The sequence below is a fragment of the Pseudomonas sp. R3-52-08 genome, assembly GCF_003851745.1.
Classification (GTDB): domain Bacteria; phylum Pseudomonadota; class Gammaproteobacteria; order Pseudomonadales; family Pseudomonadaceae; genus Aquipseudomonas.
This window is the reverse complement of sequence record NZ_CP027730.1, coordinates 622,872-643,465: the sequence shown is the minus strand read 5'-3', so window position 1 is coordinate 643,465 and position 20,594 is coordinate 622,872. Positions and strand designations below refer to the sequence as shown.

The following is a 20,594-nucleotide window of genomic DNA, read 5'->3' as shown; positions in this document are numbered from 1 at the left end:
GAGCAAGCCCCCTCCCACATTTGGATCGCACTCAATCATTTTTATTGGGGAAACGCCGCAGATCGAGAGTCATTGGCAATTCATCGTTGATAACTACAGTTGGTACGTCCAGCTTGCCTGGACTATGCCCCAAGCGGAAAAACCGCGCCATCCGCCGGCTCTCGGCTTCATTGGCATTCACCGGCAAGCTGTCATAATTGCGCCCGCCCGGATGGGCTACATGATATTGGCAACCGCCCAGCGAACGCTGCATCCAGGTGTCCAGCAGGTCGAACACCAGCGGCGCATGCACGGCGATGGTCGGTTGCAGGCAGTTGGACGGTTGCCAGGCGCGGTAACGCACGCCGGCGACGAACTCGCCGACGCGGCCGGTGGGCTGCAGCGGCACCGGGATGCCGTTGCAGGTCAGCAGATAGCGTTGCGCCGGCAAGCCGCTCAACTTCACCTGCAGGCGTTCCAGGGACGAATCCACATAACGCACCGTGCCGCCCACCGCGCCCTCCTCGCCCAGCACATGCCAGGGTTCCAGGGCCTGGCGCAGTTCCAGCTCGATACCACTGACGGCATAGTCGCCGACCTTGGGGAAACGGAACGCCAGGTGCGCGGCAAACCACTCGGCGCGCAGCGGATAACCGGCGGCGTTGAGCTCCGCGATCACATCCGCGAAATCCTGTTCGATAAAATGCGGCAGCAGGAAGCGGTCATGCAGTTCGGTGCCCCAGCGCGCCAGCTTCGGTGGCGCGTAAGGTTCACGCCAGAAACGCGCGACCAGCGCCCGCAACAGCAACTGCTGGGTGAGGCTCATGCGCGCATGGGGCGGCATCTCAAACGCGCGCAGTTCCAACAGGCCCAGACGGCCGGTGGCGCCGTCGGGGGAATAGAGCTTGTCGATGCAGAACTCAGCACGGTGGGTATTGCCCGTCACGTCGATCAGCAGGTTGCGCAGCAGCCGGTCTACCAGCCAGGGCGGGCATTCTTCGCCCGGCGCGGGCATTTGCGCAAAAGCGATTTCCAGCTCATACAGTGCGTCGTTGCGCGCTTCATCCACCCTCGGTGCCTGGGACGTCGGGCCGATAAACAGGCCGGAAAACAGATAGGACAGAGATGGATGGTTATGCCAGTAGCTGATCAAGCTGCGCAGCAGGTCGGGCCGGCGCAGGAACGGTGAGTCCTTGGGTGTCGCGCCGCCCAACACGAAATGGTTGCCGCCGCCGGTGCCAGTGTGGCGGCCGTCGATCATGAATTTTTCCGTGGTCAGGCGGGTTTGCCGCGCTTCTTCGTAAAGAAACTCGGTGCGTTCCACCAACTCGTCCCAGGTGGCGGACGGCTGCACGTTGACCTCGATCACGCCAGGGTCCGGCGTGACGCGAAAGTTGCTCAGGCGCGTATCGGCCGGCGGCTCATAGCCCTCCAGCAACACCGGACATTGCAGTTCTTCGGCGGTGGCCTCGATGGCCATCACCAGCTCCAGATAGTCTTCCACGCGCTCCAGCGGCGGCATGAACAGATAGAGGCGCCCTTCCCGTGCTTCGGCACACAGCGCGGTGCGGGTCAGCCAGTCGGCGGATTCATCCAGCTGTGGCACACGCTCTTCACTCGGCGCGGGCTCGCCATGGCTTTGCAGTTGCGCGGTGGTCGGCAGTTGCGGTTGATCCTGATTCGGGTCGGTCGGATGCACGAACGGATATTCCGCTGCCGTCACCCAAGGCTGCGAGGCCAACGGCAGCCGATAACCCAACGGCGAATCGCCGGGCACCAGGCGGCAGTGATCGTCGCGCAGGTACCAGCGCCCGCTCTGCCAGCGGTCATTGGCGGCAGTGCGCGCCAGCGGCAGCACCTGGCCGATGATTTTATCCAGGCCTTGGCCGAAGACTTTGCGCAGGCGTTCGCGTTCCAGATCGTCACTCAGGCGCGGGTCCTGGGCGCTGACGTTTTGCGGCAGCGTCCCCTCGCGCCACAGGTAGTAGAAGTTGTCTTCGAATGCCGGGAACACAAAGCTCGCCGACAGCTTGAGGCGTTCGGCGACGCTGGCCAGGAAGCGCCCGGCCAACGGGCCATCCGCGCCATAGTCTGCTTGCTCATCGGCGATCAGCGCACTGTTGTGCCAGATCGGCACCCCATCGCGGCGCCAGTAGCAGTTGAGCGACCAGCGCGGCAATTGCTCGCCGGGGTACCACTTGCCCTGGCCGAAGTGCACCAGGCCCTGGGGCGCGTAGTGCTTGCGCAGGCGTTGGAACAGTTCAGCGGAGAGGCGGCGCTTGTCCGGCCCCAGGGCGTCGGTGTTCCACTCGGCGCCGTCGGGGTCGTCGATGGAGACGAACGTCGGTTCGCCGCCCATGGTCAGGCGCACATCGTCCCTGAGCAGGTCACCATCGATCTGCCGGCCCAGGGCCTGGATCGCCAGCCACTGCTCTTCGGTGTAGGGCTTGGTGACCCTCGGGGCCTCCCAAATCCGCTCTACCGACATTTCGTGGGTGAATTCGCACGCGCACGGTTCCACCAGCCCACTGATTGGTGCGGCGGATGACGGATCTGGACTACAGGCCAACGGAATATGCCCCTCACCGGCGAATAACCCGGAGGTGGCATCCAGGCCTATCCAGCCGGCGCCGGGCAAATACACCTCGCACCAGGCGTGCAGGTCGGTGAAGTCCACTTCGGTACCGGAGGGACCATCCAGGGCCTTGACGTCGGCGGTGAGCTGGATCAGGTAGCCAGAGACAAACCGCGCTGCCAGCCCCAGGTTGCGCAGCAGTTGCACCAGCAGCCAGGCCGAATCGCGGCACGAGCCCGAGGCGTTTTCCAGGGTGAATTCCGGGGTTTGCACGCCCGGTTCCATGCGGATCAGGTAGCCGATATCGGCGGCCAGACGCTGGTTGAGCCCGACCAGGAAATCCACGGCCGGCAACGGCGTACGGTCGATGCCGGCCAGGTAGGCGGCAAACTTCGGCGTCAGCGGCAAGGTTTCCAGGTAGGGCGCCAGCTCGCGCTGCTCATCGGCGGCGTAGCTGAAAGGGATGTTCTCGGCGTAGGGCTCAAGGAAAAAGTCGAAAGGGTTGAAGACCGCCATCTCGGCGACCAGATCGACTTCGATGCGCAGCTGGTCAGTCTTTTCGGGAAACACCAGGCGTGCGAGGTAGTTGCCCTGAGGGTCCTGCTGCCAGTTGATGAAATGCTGTTCGGGCAGCACTTTCAGCGCGTAGGACAAAATCCGCGTGCGGCTGTGGGCAGCCGGGCGCAAGCGCACAATCTGCGGGCCGAGTTCGACAGCGCGGTCGTAGCGGTAATGCGTAACGTGGTGCAACGCGACATGAATCGACACGGCGGCCTCCTGCGAGCCAGGGCATGGGCACAACGCGCGCAAGACTTATGCCAGAGCGGCAGTCATTGCGCTTTATCGTGGAGCCCGGTGCAGTACAGCACCAAAACGACGCCATCGTACGTGCCATGGTGCAACCGCCGCACATATTTGTGGCGAACCCTTGGAGGGAGGTGGCGAATCTACCCAGTCATGGGGCCTTGTGCCTGGCGCCAAGGGCTTGGCGCAGGTGGCGAATTTCAACGAGTTTGGCGCGCATCTCGCGCTGCCCCTTGCTGTTGAGTATCAGCAGCCCGAACAGTGGAAAAACCAGCGCCAACCCATAAAGAACACGGTGAGGGCCGTATTGGATCATTGGCAACACAAACAGCAGGCAAGCGACGTAGATACCGACCATCAACCATGTCCAAGAGGGTTTACCGCGCAAGATCATAAAGTTGCTATGCACCGTCAGCAGCGTGAACACCGCCCCGGCCAGCATGATCTTGAGCCCGACTTGAGCAAGGGGCGCATCATCAAAATAGGTGACGAACGCCAGCGCCACGGCCAACGCCAATGAAAAATACGCCGCAAATACGCCGCCCAGAAACGTCAGAAAGTAATGCCTGAAAAAGTCCCGGAGCGTCATCAATTCGCCCATTCTTTTACTTCCTCGTACAGCCCGATCGCGATGGTATGGACGTTTCCGGAGTAGGCGCTCCCGCCGAACCCTACGACTGCGCTGAGGGCGTCCTTGATCTGGGTCGTTGTGCCGTGCTTGAGCTGCGTCGGGGTGAAACGCTTGGTGAGTTCACCCGACGCCTGCCTCAACTTGAGCATCTTCGCGGTCAAGCTGGGATGGTTGATGCTCAACAGCTCTTTCGTCAGCCTGGCTCTTTCCTGCCGGTTCAAACCGCGAAGCACATCCCGCAGGCTCTTGCCCGTCGAGGCTTTGGCGGCCCTGACCAGCTTGATCGTCGTCAGGGTCGAAGCGCCCACGCCGACCAGCGACGCTGCGTCGAGCACAATGGAAGCATTCTGGTACCAGCCTTCACTGTCGAGCCAATCGTTGACCTCGGGCTTGGCCACCTCAAGCGTCGTGCGGGCAAGGCCATTGATGCATTGCAGCGAACTCGCGCCCGCCGCCGCGTACCCTATCACCACAACGACGGAACTGGCGCCCGCACTGAACGGCACCAGAAGGGTGCCGCTGGCAATCGCAGCCCAACTGATGACAGCGCCCAGACAAGAGATCCCGGTGTTCACGGCCTCGCCGATCAGCCTGGACTCTCTGGGGTTGCTCGTCACATGTTGAGCGAATTGTGTCGGTGCAACGTATTTCTGCGCCTCCCGCAGGATGATGCGCTTGGGTTGGATACTGCAAATCGGCTTGAATTCGCGCAGGGTAATGACGTTGAAGTCAGCGTCGATGTAGACAACGCCTGCGCCAACGATGCCTGGGTCGGCGTCGATGGCCGCGAACAGGCGCGGCAGGTTGATCTGGCTTTCAATACGCTGGCGCGCCATGAATTGGGAGCGGTTGGAGTCCATGCCGATGCTGAGCAGGGGGTTGCTCATGGAGGTGCTCTTCCTTGAAGGGGGTGACTGGACTGACGCTATCGGGAGCAAGCCCCCTCCCACACTTGGATGTGTGAATACATTCAAAATGTGGGAGGGGGCTTGCTCCCGATAGCGATCCAATGCCCGCCACCTTAACAAACAGGCTCACCACCGGCCAGAAAGCAAAACGCCAGCACGAGGCTGGCGTTTTACCAACCTGGGCGGCCGGTTGGTTTACTCACGTCAGTCCAACGCGAGATCGCAGCGCGGGCCAGACTTTCTGATGAAAGCGCGAACACAGGTGGTGAATCTACCCAATTAAAGGGCTTTACGCTGGGCAACGACGGCTTGTCGCAGGCGCCGTATTTCAAGTAGCCGCTGACGCATTTCGCGATGGCGCTTGCTGTTGAGCAACAGCAACCCCAGCAGTGGGAATAACACCGCCGAGCCGTACACCAGGCGATTGAGGTCGTACTGAATCATCGGCAAGACGAACAACAGGCATGCGCCGAGGTATCCCGCCACCAGCTTGGCCGCCCAGGGATAGCCACGCGCGATCATCACGTTGCCAAACACCAGCACCGCCACCAGCAGCAGGATCGCAGCCCCGGAATAATTGGACTTGAGCGCTGGCTCTACCCCACGCAAATAGGTCACGCCCGCCGTGGAAACGGCAACTGAGCCGGAGAAGATCGCCATGAAAATAGTACCCATGAACACCGGAAAATAACGGGCGAGAAAACTGCGCATATCGGGGAAGCCGCTCATTCGGTCAAATCCTCGTACAAGCCGATCGCAATGGTACTGGCCGTACCGACATGCCCTGTGCGATAGCTACCGGCGATGCCCAATAGGCCGCCCAGCGCATCTTTCAATTGGGTCAGGGTGGCGTGACGGATTTCGGTGGAGCTGTAGCTCTTGGTCAGCTTGCCGGCGCGCTGCTGCAGCTTGAGCAACTTGGGCGTCAGGCTCGGATCGCGCAGGCTGAGCAACTCCTTGGTCAACTTCTTGCGCTCCTGACGGCTCAGGCCCTTGAGCAGTTCATACCAACTCTTACCCAACGCGGCGGCCTTGTTGGCCTTGAGCAGCCTAATCGTGGTCAAGGCCCCCGTGCCGATACCCACCAGCGAGGCCGCATCGAGGATGGGTGAAACCGCGCCATACCATTCGGCGTCGTCCATGCGGTCGTTGGCATCTGGGTCAAGCACTTCGTTATAGGTACGCGCAACACCAAACCCGCATTGGGCGCTGCTGGCCAGCGCCGCCGTAATGCCAATGCCCACGACAAAAGCGCTGGCACCGGCTGTGAACGGAACGGCGACGCTGCCGCTGAACACCACGATCCAACCGATCACCGCTGCGCCGCAGGAAAGACCCATATCAAATGCCTCCTTCTGAAGGCGCCCTTCACGGGGGTCTGTCTTCACCTGTTCCACAAACTGGGCAGGCGAAATGTACTTCTGCGCCTCGCGTAAAATGATGCGCTTGGGCTTGATACTGCAAATCGGCTTGAATTCGCGCAGGGTAATGACGTTGAAGTCGGCGTCGATGTAGACAACGCCTGCGCCAACGATGCCTGGGTCGGCGTCGATGGCCGCGAACAGGCGCGGCAGGTTGATCTGGCTTTCAATACGTTGGCGCGCCATGAATTGGGAGCGGTTGGAGTCCATGCCGATGCTGAGCAGGGGGTTGCTCATGGAGGTGCTCTTCCTTGAAGGGGGTGACTGGACTGACGCTATCGGGAGCAAGCCCCCTCCCACACTTGGATGTGTGAATACATTCAAAATGTGGGAGGGGGCTTGCTCCCGATAGCGCTTCAATGGCCGCCACCTTACCAAACAGGCTCACCACCGGCCAGAAAGCAAAACGCCAGCACGAGGCTGGCGTTCTGCATATTTAAGCTGCGATCAACGCGGCACAACCGGCTTACGCGCAGGCTTGCCGCCTTTGCCCTTCGCCGCATCGGTACGTTCCTTCGCCGCCTGCTTGTTCCGCGCCTGGGCCGCTGCCTTGGCTTGCTCACGCTTGTCCCACGGGTTGCTGCCGTCGCTGCCACGGGGTGGCAGGCCGGTGTGCTGGGTGAGGATTTTGGTGGTGGTTTCCTTGGCGACCTTATGGCTGCCGGCCGGCGTCGAGTTCTTGCGACGGGCGCTCTGGTAGCTGTCGGTACTCGGCTGGTGCAGTGGGATCAGCTGGTCCTTGCCCGGACCAATCAGGTCGGCGCGGCCCATGCGGGTCAGCGCTTCACGCAGCATCGGCCAGCCTTTCGGGTCGTGGTAGCGCAGGAACGCCTTGTGCAGACGGCGCTGCTCTTCGCTCTTGACGATGGTCACCGCGTCGCTCTTGTAGGTGACCTTGCGCAGCGGGTTCTTGCCCGAGTGATACATCGCGGTGGCGGTGGCCATCGGCGACGGGTAGAACGCCTGCACCTGGTCGGCGCGGAAGCCGTTACCCTTGAGCCACAGGGCCAGGTTCATCATGTCTTCATCGGTGGTGCCGGGGTGGGCGGCGATGAAGTACGGGATCAGGTACTGCTCCTTACCCGCTTCCTTGGTGTACTTCTCGAACATGCGCTTGAACTTGTCATAGCTGCCGATGCCCGGTTTCATCATCTGGTTGAGCGGACCTTCCTCGGTGTGCTCCGGGGCGATCTTCAGGTAGCCACCGACGTGGTGGGTGACCAGCTCTTTCACATATTCCGGCGACTCGACGGCCAAGTCATAGCGCAGGCCGGAGGCAATCAGGATTTTCTTCACACCCGGCAACGCACGGGCGCTGCGGTACAGCTGGATCAAGGACGAGTGGTCGGTGTTCAGGTTCGGGCAGATGCCGGGGAACACGCACGACGGCTTGCGGCACGCGGATTCGATTTCCGGGCTCTTGCAGGCGATGCGGTACATGTTCGCGGTCGGGCCGCCGAGGTCGGAAATCACCCCGGTAAAGCCCGGGACCTTGTCGCGGATCTCTTCGATCTCGCGAATGATCGACTCTTCGGAACGGTTCTGGATGATGCGACCTTCGTGCTCGGTGATCGAGCAGAAAGTGCAGCCGCCGAAGCAGCCACGCATGATGTTCACCGAGAAACGGATCATGTCGTAGGCCGGAATCTTCTCCTTGCCATAGGCAGGGTGCGGTACGCGGGCGTACGGCATGCCGAACACGTAGTCCATTTCTTCAGTGGTCATGGGAATGGGCGGCGGGTTGAACCACACGTCTACTTCACCGTGCTTCTGCACCAGGGCACGGGCGTTGCCTGGGTTGGTTTCCAGGTGCAGCACGCGGTTGGCGTGGGCATAGAGCACCGCGTCGCCCCGGACTTTTTCCACCGACGGCAGGCGGATCACGGTCTTGTCGCGGGTCATGCGCGGGCTTGCCAGGATCTGCACGACCTTGGCTTCTTCCGGATCGTCGACAGGGCCTTTCTCTTGCTCGATAGCGCAAGCCTGGGTGTCCTGGGTATTGACGTACGGGTTGATGATCTTGTCGACCTTGCCCGGACGGTCGATGCGCGTGGAGTCCACTTCGTACCAGCCGGCCGGGGTGTCGCGGCGAATGAACGCGGTGCCGCGCACATCGGTGATGTCTTCGATCTTGTGGCCCCACGACAGGCGCTGGGCGACTTCGACAATCGCGCGCTCGGCGTTGCCGTACAGCAGGATATCGGCAGTGGCGTCGATCAGGATCGAGTTGCGCACGCGGTCCTGCCAGTAGTCATAGTGGGCGATGCGGCGCAGGGAGGCCTCAATGCCGCCGAGCACGATCGGCACGTTCTTGTAGGCTTCCTTGCAGCGCTGGCTGTACACCAGGCTGGCGCGGTCCGGGCGTTTGCCGGCCATGCCGCCTGGGGTGTAGGCGTCGTCGGAACGGATTTTCTTGTCGGCGGTGTAGCGGTTGATCATCGAGTCCATGTTGCCGGCCGCGACGCCGAAGAACAGGTTCGGCTCGCCGAGCTTCATGAAGTCGTCTTTGGACTGCCAGTTCGGCTGGGCAATGATCCCGACGCGAAAGCCCTGGGACTCCAGCAGCCGGCCGATGATCGCCATGCCGAACGACGGATGGTCAACGTAGGCATCACCGGTGACGATGATGATGTCGCATGAATCCCAGCCAAGCTGATCCATCTCCTCCCTGCTCATCGGCAGGAATGGCGCAGGACCGAAACATTCGGCCCAGTACTTGGGATAGTCAAATAACGGCTTGGCTGTTTGCATGACGGTGACCGGTGTTGAGATGAAAAATCGCGGGCGCGGAATATAGCACAAATTTTGACCAATTCCGACGACAGTGGTCGGCTTTTAAGCCAGAGGCTCGCGAGGCTGCAGACCACCCTCCTTTATAGGGGCGCGGGGGCTAATCTTCTAACCGTTGATCGAAAATTTCATGGGTAATCTGCGGCAGGTCAATCATCACTTCGGATGGCCTAGCCCATGAGCACCCCCTTGCCACAATCGCCCCACAGGGCATTCATCGCGTCCAGATTGCCTGCCTGGCTGACCCAGGCTTCGGCTTCGCAGCGTGCAGACTTTCGCAGTGACCTCATCAGCAGCAATCAGGCCAGGCAAGCGCTAAAGGCGCTGATGGATGAACTGCAAAGCCCCGAGGAGTTTGCCAGGCCATTGTTACGCCAAGCCCTGCGGACCGAGTTCTTCGGTTTGCAGGACGACGAGAACGCCATCCTGTCCCGCGAATGGAAAAACCATCATCTGCTGGGCCTGATCCGTAATCACGCCCGCACCACCCGGCAAACGCTGCTGGAAGCGGCCTTGCAGAATTTCGAAGCAGCGGAAGCCGAGACCGGCGGCATGGAAACTGGCACCGCCATCTATAATCCCGGCCCCAGCGGCGAAGTGCTGAGCATTATTGCTGCGACACGCTTCGCCAGCGTCTGCCGCAACCTGGATATCGGCGGCCAGTACCTCGCGCATATCGATAACGCGCTTGAACCCACGCCCAACTCCGGCACGTCCCGTACCGCCGCCGAGGTCATGCAACTCTTGTCCAGTAAAGAGCAGCTTGCCTTTGGGGTCGCACTGCATATCGCCTACCTGCAGAAGGCGTTCACCACCTGGCAGTTTCTGCAGCTGCGCAGCCTCCAGACCACTGGAAATAACATCGACATACGGTGCAGCCTTTTGACCCTCCAGGATGTTGTTCTGCCCAATGTCATGGTTATTCAGGCGTCGGCGATCGGGCTGCCGATGGTTCTCTACACACCCCAGGACCCCAGCGCGGCGTTTCGCCTGCATCCAACCTGGGAGGATCTCCACCACGGCCTGGCCGAACGCCTGGAACAGCCGCAATACCTGGCTTTTTTCACTCGCCTGGTACCGCTGCAACATCAGGGAAGCCTGTTGAAGCTGGCCCCTCGACCGTCACCCAGTGCGCGCCCGAACCTGGAGAGCAGGCTCAACCTGACCCCGGTCCGTACGCATGTGTTTCAGGACATGGCTACGCAACGCATCATCCAGATCAGGAGTGACGCACGCATCCTGGCCGTGCCCACTGCCGATGCCGACCTGATGAGCCGGCAAAAGCGTCTGCAGGGCTATCTGGAACTGGGTAAGTCACTGTTGTTTTTTGCCGCGTCATTCATTCCAATCGTCGGTGAAGTGCTGTTGGCCGTCAGCGCCTTGCAGCTGCTCAATACCGTCTATGACGGCTTCGCCGCCTGGAGCCGCGGCGATAGCGAAGAGGCCTTGAATGACTTTCTCGACGCGGTGGACGACGCCGCGATGGCAGTCGCCACCGCAGGCGTGGTCAAGACCGCCGGCTTCGGTGTAAAACTGCTGAAAGTGCACGTGGCCAACAAGGGCTTGCGCCTGTGGAACCCCGACCTGACCCCCTATCGGCATCCCAAGATGCTGCCCGACGGCCTGGTCGCGGATAAGCAGGGTTTGTATAAACATGCGCAGCGGTATTACCTGAAGCTTGATGATCAGATTCATGCCTTGCAACGGGCGCCCGATAGCCAGCAATGGCAGCTGTCCCACCCTACCGACCCCGACGCCTACGCGCCGCCCGTGCGGGGCAACTCTGTCGGCGGATGGCGCGCCGAGCATGAGACGCCCGCCGACTGGGATGACCTCAAGCTAGTCCAACGCCTGGGCCCGGACGGGGCCTCGATCAAACAGCCCGCCGTTGAGCCGATCCTCCTGCTCGGCGGCATGGACAGCACCGGCCTGCGCGAGCTCCACCAGGACATGCTGAGGCCGCCGCCATTGCTGCGGGACACGATCAAGCACTTCAACCTGGACCAGGAGATCGCCGACTTCAACCTCGATCGCGCCGAAGGCACTAAGGTCACACCGCAGTCCCCCTTCATCCAGTTCCACCTGGTGTGTGCATTGCCGGAATGGCCTGCGACCCGGCGGCTGAAAATCGTCGACGAACGGCAACAGATACTGATCAGCCACGGTAACGGCGCCAACGCGATCGAGGTGAGCGCTTCACGCTTCAGAAAAGGCGAACTGCTGCATGCACTGGAGCAGCAGATGCCGCGGGAAGAATTCAATCAATTGCTACCTGCGCTGTACATCGACTATTTCACCCCGGTCGAAAACCTTGCCTCACGCCTGCTGGAAAGCGTTCCGGCACAACGCCAGCGCCTGTTTTCGTTGCTCGATAGCCACGGCGAGGAACCCGTTAGCCAGGTTGAACAGGACCTTCGCCCAACCATGCCCGAACTGTCCAAGCGTCACCTTGAAGAAATGGAAACCACCCTCAGCCCGCAGGAACGGCAACACCTGCACCAGGAGAAAAAACTGCCGTCAACACAAGAGTGGGAAGCCACCCAATACCGCGACGTGGCGCGCAGCGCACGCATCCACGAAGGCATTTTTCTCGATTCGATGAGCAGTCATGAGAGCGTGCCACTGGTGTTGCACACTCTGGAACAGTTGCCAGGCTGGCCAGGCGCACGCCGCATCGAGGTGTACGAAAATGATAACAGCGGCCCGCTGCTGGGACATATTGGCAGCGAACAGGACAGCCTGCGTCACATCCTGATCCGCCAGGGCGAACAGTACGCCGTGCAGGACGCCGAGGCGACAGAGCTGCATGCACCGAGCACGCTGTTCAGCGCGCTGGAACATACGCTGACCGAGGCCGAGCGCAGCGCGCTTTTGCGTGAGTCGAATGCAGGCACGCTCAAACAAGCCATCCATCAGCATAGCCTGGCAATGATCGCCAAACCGCCGCTGCCGCCGCTCGCCAGGCTAGCCCCAACGGCGCCCGTGCAGGCCCCCGGGATTGCGCTTGATCCACTGTTCGCCACGCAAACCGCCCCGGCAGGCCTGACGCTGCGCGCTGATGGTATCCATCAGTCAGCCCCGCTGCCCAACGGTGGCTATCACTATTACGTCCTGGAGGGCGGGAACTACTTTCAGGTCAAAGCCGAAGGGCAGAAATGGCGACTGATCGATGCCCGCAGCCCGTTCAGGGCTTACCGGCCCTACCTGCGCGCAAAAACCTCCGGTGGCTGGGATATCGATCCGAGCAGCCAGGGGTTGATGGGTGGCATGCAAGCGGCTGCTTTGCCATCGGGAGAGCCGATGGAGCTTAGCGACGAGTTTGAGTCGGCGCACTCATCCAGCGAATACGACTCAGCAGAAGAAGGCACGGTCAACAGCCTGTATACGCCGAAGGAGATGGAGACCATGCGGTCCACACGAAGCTATCAACACAGCCAGAACTATCGACGCATTTATGATCGCGCCAACAATGGCCGCTACCCCCTGCGCGATTTAACAGGTCGCCCATTGCGGATCAGAAGCATACAAATCCGCAGCAAATCGCTTACGTCCGATCAAACTTTCAGCAAGGAATTGATCCTGCCTTTTTTGCAGTGGGAAGGGTATGAACGGGTTGCACGCCTCTATGAAGACAAACTAGAAGTGACACCCTTCACTGCGGCCCACCAAAAGTGTGTGCAGGAGGCAGTGATGATCGGCGAGCAGACCGTCATAAGCAGGAAGCCGTTGATAAAAGGTGAGGCGCTCGGCGTCTATGGCGGGGAACTGGTGCCGTATTATGTGGCGGCTTATCGGCAGGATCCCTATTTGATCGACGTCAAACCTTTTGAACCCATTCCCGCTGCACCACAGCCGGTCATTTTGTCGGGTGACAACGTACTTTCGCGAATAAATACGATTTTTGAGTACGAAGCAAATCTGCCGGTCAGGCAGGCATCCACGGGCTATAACGTAGAGGTTGCGCGGTTCAACGTCACGACACAGATTGCTGAGCAACCCAGGGACAACTTTTTCCTCAGTGCATTCTTTGCCAGTGAAGATATCCCTGCCGGTACCGAGTTGCGTTGGAATTACCAATACAACGAGCCCACGGTGAGGGCGCTGTTCGGTGCGCTCCCTCAGGCAAACGCCTGAAGCCGATTACTCATCGTCATCGAAGTTGTAGCTGCCCGGCGCGAGGTTCTCGAAGCGCGTGTACTTGCCGATGAACGCCAGGCGGATAAAGCCGATCGGCCCGTTCCGCTGCTTGCCGATGATGATTTCGGCAATGCCCTTGTGCTCGGTTTCGGGGTGATAGACCTCGTCGCGGTACACGAACATGATCACGTCGGCATCCTGCTCGATCGCTCCGGATTCACGCAAGTCGGAGTTCACCGGACGCTTGTTGGGACGTTGTTCCAGGGAACGGTTGAGCTGGGACAGCGCCACCACCGGGCAGTTGAATTCCTTGGCCAGGGCCTTGAGGGACCGGGAGATTTCGGAAATCTCGTTGGTGCGGTTGTCGCCGCTGGAACCCGGAATCTGCATCAACTGCAGGTAGTCGATCATGATCAGCGCGATGTCGCCGTGCTCACGCACCAGGCGACGGGTACGCGCGCGCATTTCGGACGGGCTGATACCGGCGGTGTCATCGATGAACAGCTTGCGGTCGTTGAGCAGGTTGACCGCCGAGGTCAGGCGCGGCCAATCGTCATCCTCAAGCTGGCCGGAACGCACCTTGGTCTGGTCGATGCGGCCAAGGGAAGAAAGCATACGCATGATCAGCGATTCGCCTGGCATCTCGAGGGAATACACCAGCACCGCCTTGTCACTGCGCAGTACGGCGTTTTCCACCAGGTTCATCGCAAAGGTGGTCTTGCCCATCGACGGACGGCCGGCCACGATGATCAAGTCGGACGGCTGCAGGCCGCTGGTCTTTTCGTCGAGGTCGGTGTAGCCGGTGGAAATACCGGTAATCGCCGCATCGGTGTTGAACAAGGTATCGATGCGGTCGATGGCCTTGGTCAGCAGGTCGTTGACGCTGACCGGGCCGCCGGTTTTCGGGCGGGCTTCGGCGATCTGGAAGATCTGGCGCTCGGCTTCGTCGAGGATCTCGGCGGCGGTGCGGCCTTCGGGGTTGAAGGCGCTGTCGGCGATTTCGGTGCTGATGCCGATCAACTGACGCAGGGTGGCGCGCTCGCGGACGATCTGCGCATAGGCCTTGATGTTGGCGACGGACGGCGTGTTTTTCGCCAGTTCGCCGAGGTAACCCAGGCCGCCGACTTGGGAGGTCTGGCCTTCCTTGTCCAGTTGCTCGGCCAGGGTCACCACGTCGATCGGTGAGTTCTGGTCGGCCAGCTTGGCGATGGCACGGAAGATCAGGCGGTGGTCATGACGATAGAAATCCCCGTCCGAGACTTGATCCAGCACGCGTTCCCAGGCGTTGTTGTCCAGCATCAAGCCACCGAGCACGGCCTGTTCGGCCTCGATGGAATGCGGCGGCACCTTCAGGGCAGCGGTTTGCAGATCGTATTGCTCAGGAGCGGAGATTTCGTTCATGGCCACTTGGAATTTAAGGGTGTGTAGAAAAACAAAAGGCACGACCTGTAAACAGGATCGTGCCCGATGTTAACTGGCTGACACGCGAGGTGCCAGTCAGTTAGGTGCGGCTTAAGCTGCTACCACGACAACGCGTACGGTGGCTTCAACTTCGGCGTGCAGGTGCACGGCTACGTCGAATTCACCTACGTTGCGGATGGTGCCGTTCGGCAGACGAACTTCGCTCTTCTGCACTTCAACGCCGGAGGCGGTCAGTGCATCAGCGATGTCGTGGGTGCCGATCGAACCGAACAGCTTGCCTTCGTCACCGGCGGTGGCAGTGATAGTCACTTCCAGCTCAGCCAGTTGGGCAGCGCGAGTTTCGGCCGAAGCTTTTTTGTCCGCTGCTGCTTTTTCAAGCTCGGCACGACGCTCTTCAAACGCAGCCAGGTTGGCAGCGGTTGCAGCGGTGGCTTTGCCGTATGGCAGCAGGTAGTTACGACCGTAGCCGGCCTTAACGTTCACTTTGTCGCCCAGGTTGCCCAGGTTGGCGACTTTTTCCAGAAGGATCAGTTGCATGTGAAAATCCTCTAACTTTTAACCTTCACCGTTCGCGCTATCGGCATCTTTCGACGCCAGACGTCCGCGAAAATCAATCAGGCCGTCGACAATGGCCAAAACCACGAGTAGCGGATAGATCAGCTGCATGAACAGCAACAGCGTGACGTACAACCCCACCAGCCAGAACCTGGCCAGGCGCTTGCGCGCAACCAGTCCATGAATCAGGGCCAGCCCGGCAAACACCAGCGGTACACTGCAAATCGGCGCAAGCAAGGCCATCTGTGGACCGAAGTTCGGCCCGACAACCATGCACGCCAGCAGCAACATCGCCGGCCCCGCAGGAATTCTGATACTGCGAAACTCGCGACCAAAACCACCCGGGTTGTACAACAACGCCTGCCAATAACGCCCAAGAATCAGGCTCAGCACGCTGACAACCTGCAACAAAGCCGCAATCAGGCCGGTCAGGACCGGCGCAATCAGTGACGCAAACCGCGCTCGCTCATCTACCGACAACTGCTGGTAGAGATCCCCGAGGGCCAGCGGCAGGATCTTGACGATTTCCTGCGCCAGCGCCTCGATTTGCGGGCGGAAAGCCGCGCCAAGCATCACTGAGTACACCAACCCCAATGCCACGCTGACCAGCAGCGTGCGGACCCAGGACTCACTTGCGCGTAAAACCAACGCAAGGCTCGATGACCCCAGCAGTACCAGAAGTACCCGTGGATCACCCATTTGCAGCCACCAGATCAAGGCCGGCAACAAACCCAGGGCAAGAACGCCAAGAGCGTCCTTCAAACCGCGCCGCAGGAGCACAAGGCAACCTGCGGCAGCACCCAACCAATAAAGCAACGGCAATGCCGCACAGCCAGCCACTACCAGAGTGGCCTGCATACGACCGCGCATGATGAACTCAGCTAAGGCGCGCATGCATTCAATCCCTTACTACTTGTCGACTGCCCGGTCTCAGCGGCCGTGGCTGTCGGTGTAGGCCAGCAGGGCCAGGAAGCGGGCGCGCTTGATAGCGGTGGCCAGCTGACGCTGATAACGTGCTTTGGTACCGGTGATACGGCTTGGAACGATTTTGCCGGTCTCGGATACGTAGGCTTTCAGAGTGTTGAGATCTTTGTAATCGATCTCTTTCACGTCTTCAGCGGTGAAGCGGCAGAATTTACGACGACGGAAGAAACGTGCCATTTGATAGGCTCCTTAAAAGGTCCGTGGATTACTCGTCAGCGTTATCGCTGTTGTCGCTGTCATCACTATCAGCGCTATCAGCGCCTTCGTGCTCAGGACGGTCGCGACGCTCACGGCGCTCACTGCGGTTTTCTTCAGCCTTGAGCATCTCGGATTGGCCGGTAACGGCTTCTTCGCGACGGATGACCAGGTTACGGATCACTGCATCGTTGTAGCGGAAGTTGTCTTCCAGCTCGGCCAGGGCCTTGCCAGTGCACTCAACGTTCAGCATCACGTAGTGAGCCTTGTGAACATTGTTGATTGCGTAGGCCAGTTGACGACGGCCCCAATCTTCCAGACGGTGGATTTTGCCGCCGTCTTCTTCGATCAGCTTGGTGTAACGCTCAACCATGCCGCCGACTTGCTCGCTTTGATCCGGGTGGACCAAAAAGATGATTTCGTAATGACGCATGAATGCTCCTTACGGGTTGTAGCCTGCCGCTCAAAAACGGTCAGACAAGGAGTGAATGACACTTATGGATCTTGCCGCAGGGGAGGCACATGCGTGCCTGCCAGGTGGGCAAGGGGCGCAATTGTAGAGAAGGGGAAGGAGCGGCGCAAGGTGATTGGTGATTATTTGAACAATCCTTGCCGGCACCCCAAACAAATGTGGGAGGGGGCTTGCCCCCGATGCGGTGGGTCAGCCACATAATCTGTAACTGATCTACCGCTATCGGGGGCAAGCCCCCTCCCACATTTTGATCCAGGCCAGGCCTGGCTTACTTCTTGGGCTTGGCCTTCGCCTTGGTACCGCGCTGACGCTGGGCTTCGAACAGACACACGCCCGTTGCCACCGAAACGTTCAGGCTGCTGACGCTACCGGCCATCGGCAAGTGCACCAGGTAATCGCAATGCTCACGGGTCAAGCGACGCATGCCCTTGCCTTCGGCGCCCATGATCAGGATGGTCGGGCCGGTGAGGTCCTGGTCATAGATGCTGACTTCAGCCTCCCCCGCCGTGCCGACAATCCACAAGCCACGTTGCTGGAGCTTTTCCAGGGTGCGCGCCAGGTTGGTCACGGCCACCAGCGGAATCACTTCCGCCGCGCCGCAGGCCACTTTACGCACGACCGGCGTGAGGGTCGCCGACTTGTCTTTAGGCACGATCACCGCCAGCGCGCCGGCGGCATCCGCCGAACGCAGGCAGGCGCCGAGGTTGTGCGGGTCGGTCACGCCGTCCAGCACCAGCAGCAACGGCGCGCCTTCGGTACGGTCGAGCAGCTCGTCGAGCATGGCCTCGCCCCATACCTGGCTCGGGCTGACGTCGGCAACCACGCCTTGGTGAACGCCTTCTACCCATACGTCCATTTCACGGCGTTCAGCCTGGCCGATGGCAACCTTGTTCTGGTTGGCCAGCTCGACCAGCGCCTGCACGCGTGGCTCGCTGCGACCTTCCGCCAACCACACTTGCTTGACGCGCTTGGGGTGGTGACGCAGCAGTGCTTCTACGGCATGCACGCCGTAGATTTTTTCCAGACTCATGGCTTGGCCTTAGGTTTGCGCGACCCGCCGCTTTTTGCGGGGGCCGAACCCGCTTTGGGCGGGCCTTTACGGTGTTTACTGGGTTTGCTCGACGGTTTTTCCGCCCCTTGGGACTTTCCCCCAGACGCCGCTTTACCACCGCTTTTGGCTTCGTTGAGCAACTGCTGCTTCAACTCGCGACTCTTGCGCAGCTCGGCATTTTTCGCCGCGGCGTCGCTTGGGCGATAGGCTTCCGGGGCCTTTTCCTTGGCCGAAGAACGACGACCAGCCTTGGCCGGCGCAGGCTCGGCGGCGGACGCTTTCGCAGGAGCCCCTTTGCCTTTGCTGGCCGGCGCGGTGGTTTCGCCGCCACGCTTTTTGCGACCCGCAGGCTCAGCCGGCTTGTCAGGCATACCGAAGTCGATCTTGCGTTCGTCGAGGTCGACGCGCATGACCTGCACTTCCACCGTGTCACCCAGGCGGAAACTGCGCCCGGTGCGCTCGCCCGCCAAGCGGTGATGCACAGGGTCGAAGTGATAGTAGTCGCCCGGCAAGGCGGTGACGTGCACCAGACCCTCAACGTAGATGTCGGTCAGTTCAACGAACAGGCCGAAACCGGTCACGGCGGTGATCACACCCGGGAACGACTCGCCCACGCGATCCTTCATGAATTCGCACTTGAGCCAATTCACCACATCGCGGGTGGCTTCATCGGCACGGCGCTCGCTCATGGAGCACTGCTCGCCCAACTGTTCCAGGGCCGCTTCGTCGTACGGATAGATCCGTGCCTTCGGAATGGTCATGGCACCGGCGCGCTTGACGTGCGGGGTGTTCTGCTTGGAATGGATCACACTGCGGATCGCGCGGTGCGTGAGCAGGTCCGGGTAACGACGGATCGGCGAAGTGAAGTGGGTGTACGCTTCGTAATTCAGGCCGAAGTGGCCCTGGTTGTCGGCGCTGTACACCGCCTGGCTCAACGAGCGCAGCATGACGGTCTGGATCACATGATAATCCGGACGGTCCTTGATGCTGGCCAACAGAGCTTGGTAGTCCTTCGGCGTCGGGCCGTCCTTGCCTTTGTGCAGGGACAGGCCGAGCTCACCGAGGAAGGCGCGCAGTTTTTCCAGGCGCTCCGGCGGCGGGCCGTCGTGCACCCGGTACAGGGCAGGAATCTCGTGCTTTTTCAGGAATTCAGCGGTGGCCACGTTGGCGGCCAGCATGCATTCCTCGATCAACTTGTGCGCATCGTTACGCGTCGTCGGGGTGATCGCGGCGATCTTGCGCTCGGAACCGAAGACAATCCGGGTTTCCTGGGTTTCAAAATCGATCGCGCCACGCACATGACGAGCACCCAGCAACACTTTGTACAACGAGTACAGCTGCTTGAGGTGCGGCACCACGTCGGCGTACTCGGTACGCAGGGCTTTGGCTTCGCTGGTCTTCGGCGTTTCCAGGATGGTGCTGACCTTGTTGTAGGTCAGGCGCGCCTGGGAATGGATCACCGCTTCGTAGAACTGGTAGTCGGTCATTTCGCCGGTTTTCGAGATGGTCATCTCGCACACCATGGCCAAACGGTCGACTTTCGGGTTCAGGGAGCACAGGCCGTTGGACAGCTGCTCGGGCAGCATCGGGATCACGCGCTCAGGGAAGTACACGGAGTTGCCGCGCACCTGGGCTTCGTTATCCAGGGCCGAACCGATCTTCACGTAGCTGGACACGTCGGCAATCGCGACGTACAACTTCCAGCCGCCGGAGAACAGGCGCAGTTTGCCAGGCTTGGCTTCGCAGTAGACCGCATCGTCGAAGTCGCGGGCGTCTTCGCCGTCGATGGTGACGAACGGCAGATGGCGCAAGTCGATGCGCTTCTCTTTGTCCTTGTCTTCAACTTCCGGCTTGAGCTTGGCGGCTTCCTTGAGCACAGCGTCGGGCCAGACGTGAGGAATATCGTAGGTGCGCAGCGCGACGTCGATTTCCATGCCCGGCGCCATGTAGTTACCGACCACTTCAACGATATCGCCCTGGGGCTGGAAGCGCGCAGTTGGCCAGTGGGTGATTTTCACCTCGACGAACTGGCCAACCTTGGCGGCGCCATTGCGGCCCGGGGTGATCAGCACTTCCTGCTGAACCTTCGGGTTATCCGGCACGACGAAGCCGATACCGCCTTCTTCGAAGTAACGGCCGACGATGGACTCGTGGGCACGGGACACCACTTCGACGATCACGCCTTCACGACGACCACGACGGTCCAGGCCGGAAACACGCGCGAGGGCACGGTCGCCGTCGAACACCAGGCGCATTTGCGCGGGGCTCATGAACAGGTCGTCGCTGCCGTCATCCGGGATCAGGAAGCCGAAGCCGTCCCGGTGACCGGCGATGCGGCCGAGGATCAGGTCGAGCTTGTCGACCGGCGCATAGGTGCCACGGCGGGTGTAGATCAGCTGAGCGTCGCGCTCCATCGCACGCAAACGGCGGCGCAGGGCTTCGAGCTGGTCTTCGGTGGTCAGGCCGAATTCTTCAACCAGCTGCTCACGGCTAGCAGGCGAACCACGATCGGCGAGGTGCGCCAGGATCAGTTCGCGGCTAGGAATAGGGTTTTCATATTTTTCCGCTTCACGAGCGGCCTCGGGATCGAGGGACTGCCAATCGGCCATTAGAGAGTTTTCACCTTGTCTATATGCGGGTTAGTTTGGCATACGCGTATTGAAACGGGAA

Annotated in this window: 14 protein-coding genes; 1 reads left to right on the top strand and 13 read right to left on the bottom strand. The window is 60.7% G+C overall.

All coding sequences use genetic code 11. From position 1 onward, the window contains the following. Positions 1 to 31: 31 nt before the first annotated feature. The 6 genes from C4J91_RS02715 to C4J91_RS02690 all read right to left on the bottom strand — a co-directional run bounded on the left by C4J91_RS02715 (position 32) and on the right by C4J91_RS02690 (position 9,069). Positions 32 to 3,322: a DUF2126 domain-containing protein gene (locus C4J91_RS02715; protein ID WP_124361037.1), complete on the bottom strand. Its 3,291-nt coding sequence runs from the start codon at positions 3,320 to 3,322 to the stop codon at positions 32 to 34. 187 nt (positions 3,323 to 3,509) lie between these two features. Continuing rightward, a complete protein-coding gene (locus tag C4J91_RS02710; protein WP_124361036.1) occupies positions 3,510 to 3,959 on the bottom strand; it encodes a hypothetical protein in 450 nt (149 codons plus the stop codon). Further along, a complete protein-coding gene (locus C4J91_RS02705; RefSeq protein WP_124361035.1) occupies positions 3,947 to 4,876 on the bottom strand; it encodes an NAD synthetase in 930 nt (309 codons plus the stop codon). The genes C4J91_RS02710 and C4J91_RS02705 overlap by 13 nt, the downstream gene beginning before the upstream one ends. Positions 4,877 to 5,176: 300 nt before the next feature. Beyond that, entirely contained in the window at positions 5,177 to 5,626 is a 450-nt protein-coding gene (locus C4J91_RS02700) for a hypothetical protein (RefSeq protein ID WP_124361034.1), read from the bottom strand. Further along, on the bottom strand, positions 5,623 to 6,555 hold the full coding sequence (locus C4J91_RS02695) for an NAD synthetase (protein WP_124361033.1): 933 nt from the start codon (positions 6,553 to 6,555) through the stop codon (positions 5,623 to 5,625). The genes C4J91_RS02700 and C4J91_RS02695 overlap by 4 nt, the downstream gene beginning before the upstream one ends. 210 nt (positions 6,556 to 6,765) lie before the next feature. Then, entirely contained in the window at positions 6,766 to 9,069 is a 2,304-nt protein-coding gene (locus C4J91_RS02690) for a YgiQ family radical SAM protein (RefSeq protein ID WP_012721927.1), read from the bottom strand. Positions 9,070 to 9,285: 216 nt separating this feature from the next. Here C4J91_RS02690 and C4J91_RS02685 point away from each other — a divergent pair, with 216 nt between their 5' ends. Then, positions 9,286 to 13,242: a dermonecrotic toxin domain-containing protein gene (locus C4J91_RS02685; protein WP_124361032.1), complete on the top strand. Its 3,957-nt coding sequence runs from the start codon at positions 9,286 to 9,288 to the stop codon at positions 13,240 to 13,242. 6 nt (positions 13,243 to 13,248) lie between these two features. Here the strand turns inward: C4J91_RS02685 and dnaB are convergent, their stop codons facing one another. The 7 genes from dnaB to rnr all read right to left on the bottom strand — a co-directional run bounded on the left by dnaB (position 13,249) and on the right by rnr (position 20,533). After that, positions 13,249 to 14,646, bottom strand: coding sequence for a replicative DNA helicase (dnaB, locus tag C4J91_RS02680; protein WP_003188079.1), 1,398 nt, complete (start codon positions 14,644 to 14,646; stop codon positions 13,249 to 13,251). A 111-nt stretch (positions 14,647 to 14,757) separates the two neighbouring features. Continuing rightward, the gene (gene rplI / locus C4J91_RS02675; RefSeq protein ID WP_003171376.1) at positions 14,758 to 15,204 is read right to left on the bottom strand and encodes a 50S ribosomal protein L9; all 447 of its coding nucleotides are present in this window, start codon (positions 15,202 to 15,204) and stop codon (positions 14,758 to 14,760) included. 18 nt (positions 15,205 to 15,222) lie between these two features. Then, a complete protein-coding gene (locus C4J91_RS02670) occupies positions 15,223 to 16,116 on the bottom strand; it encodes a hypothetical protein (protein WP_124361031.1) in 894 nt (297 codons plus the stop codon). A gap of 36 nt (positions 16,117 to 16,152) precedes the next feature. Then, a complete protein-coding gene (rpsR, locus tag C4J91_RS02665) occupies positions 16,153 to 16,383 on the bottom strand; it encodes a 30S ribosomal protein S18 (RefSeq protein ID WP_002551829.1) in 231 nt (76 codons plus the stop codon). 28 nt (positions 16,384 to 16,411) lie between these two features. Further along, positions 16,412 to 16,834 carry a 30S ribosomal protein S6 gene (gene rpsF / locus C4J91_RS02660; RefSeq protein WP_003236224.1) on the bottom strand — a complete coding sequence of 141 codons (423 nt, stop codon included), beginning with the start codon at positions 16,832 to 16,834 and terminating at the stop codon, positions 16,412 to 16,414. A 307-nt stretch (positions 16,835 to 17,141) separates the two neighbouring features. Continuing rightward, entirely contained in the window at positions 17,142 to 17,903 is a 762-nt protein-coding gene (rlmB, locus tag C4J91_RS02655) for a 23S rRNA (guanosine(2251)-2'-O)-methyltransferase RlmB (protein ID WP_124361030.1), read from the bottom strand. After that, positions 17,900 to 20,533 (bottom strand): ribonuclease R, encoded by a 2,634-nt coding sequence (gene rnr / locus C4J91_RS02650; protein WP_124361029.1) that lies wholly within the window; start codon positions 20,531 to 20,533, stop codon positions 17,900 to 17,902. The genes rlmB and rnr overlap by 4 nt, the downstream gene beginning before the upstream one ends. Positions 20,534 to 20,594: the final 61 nt, after the last annotated feature.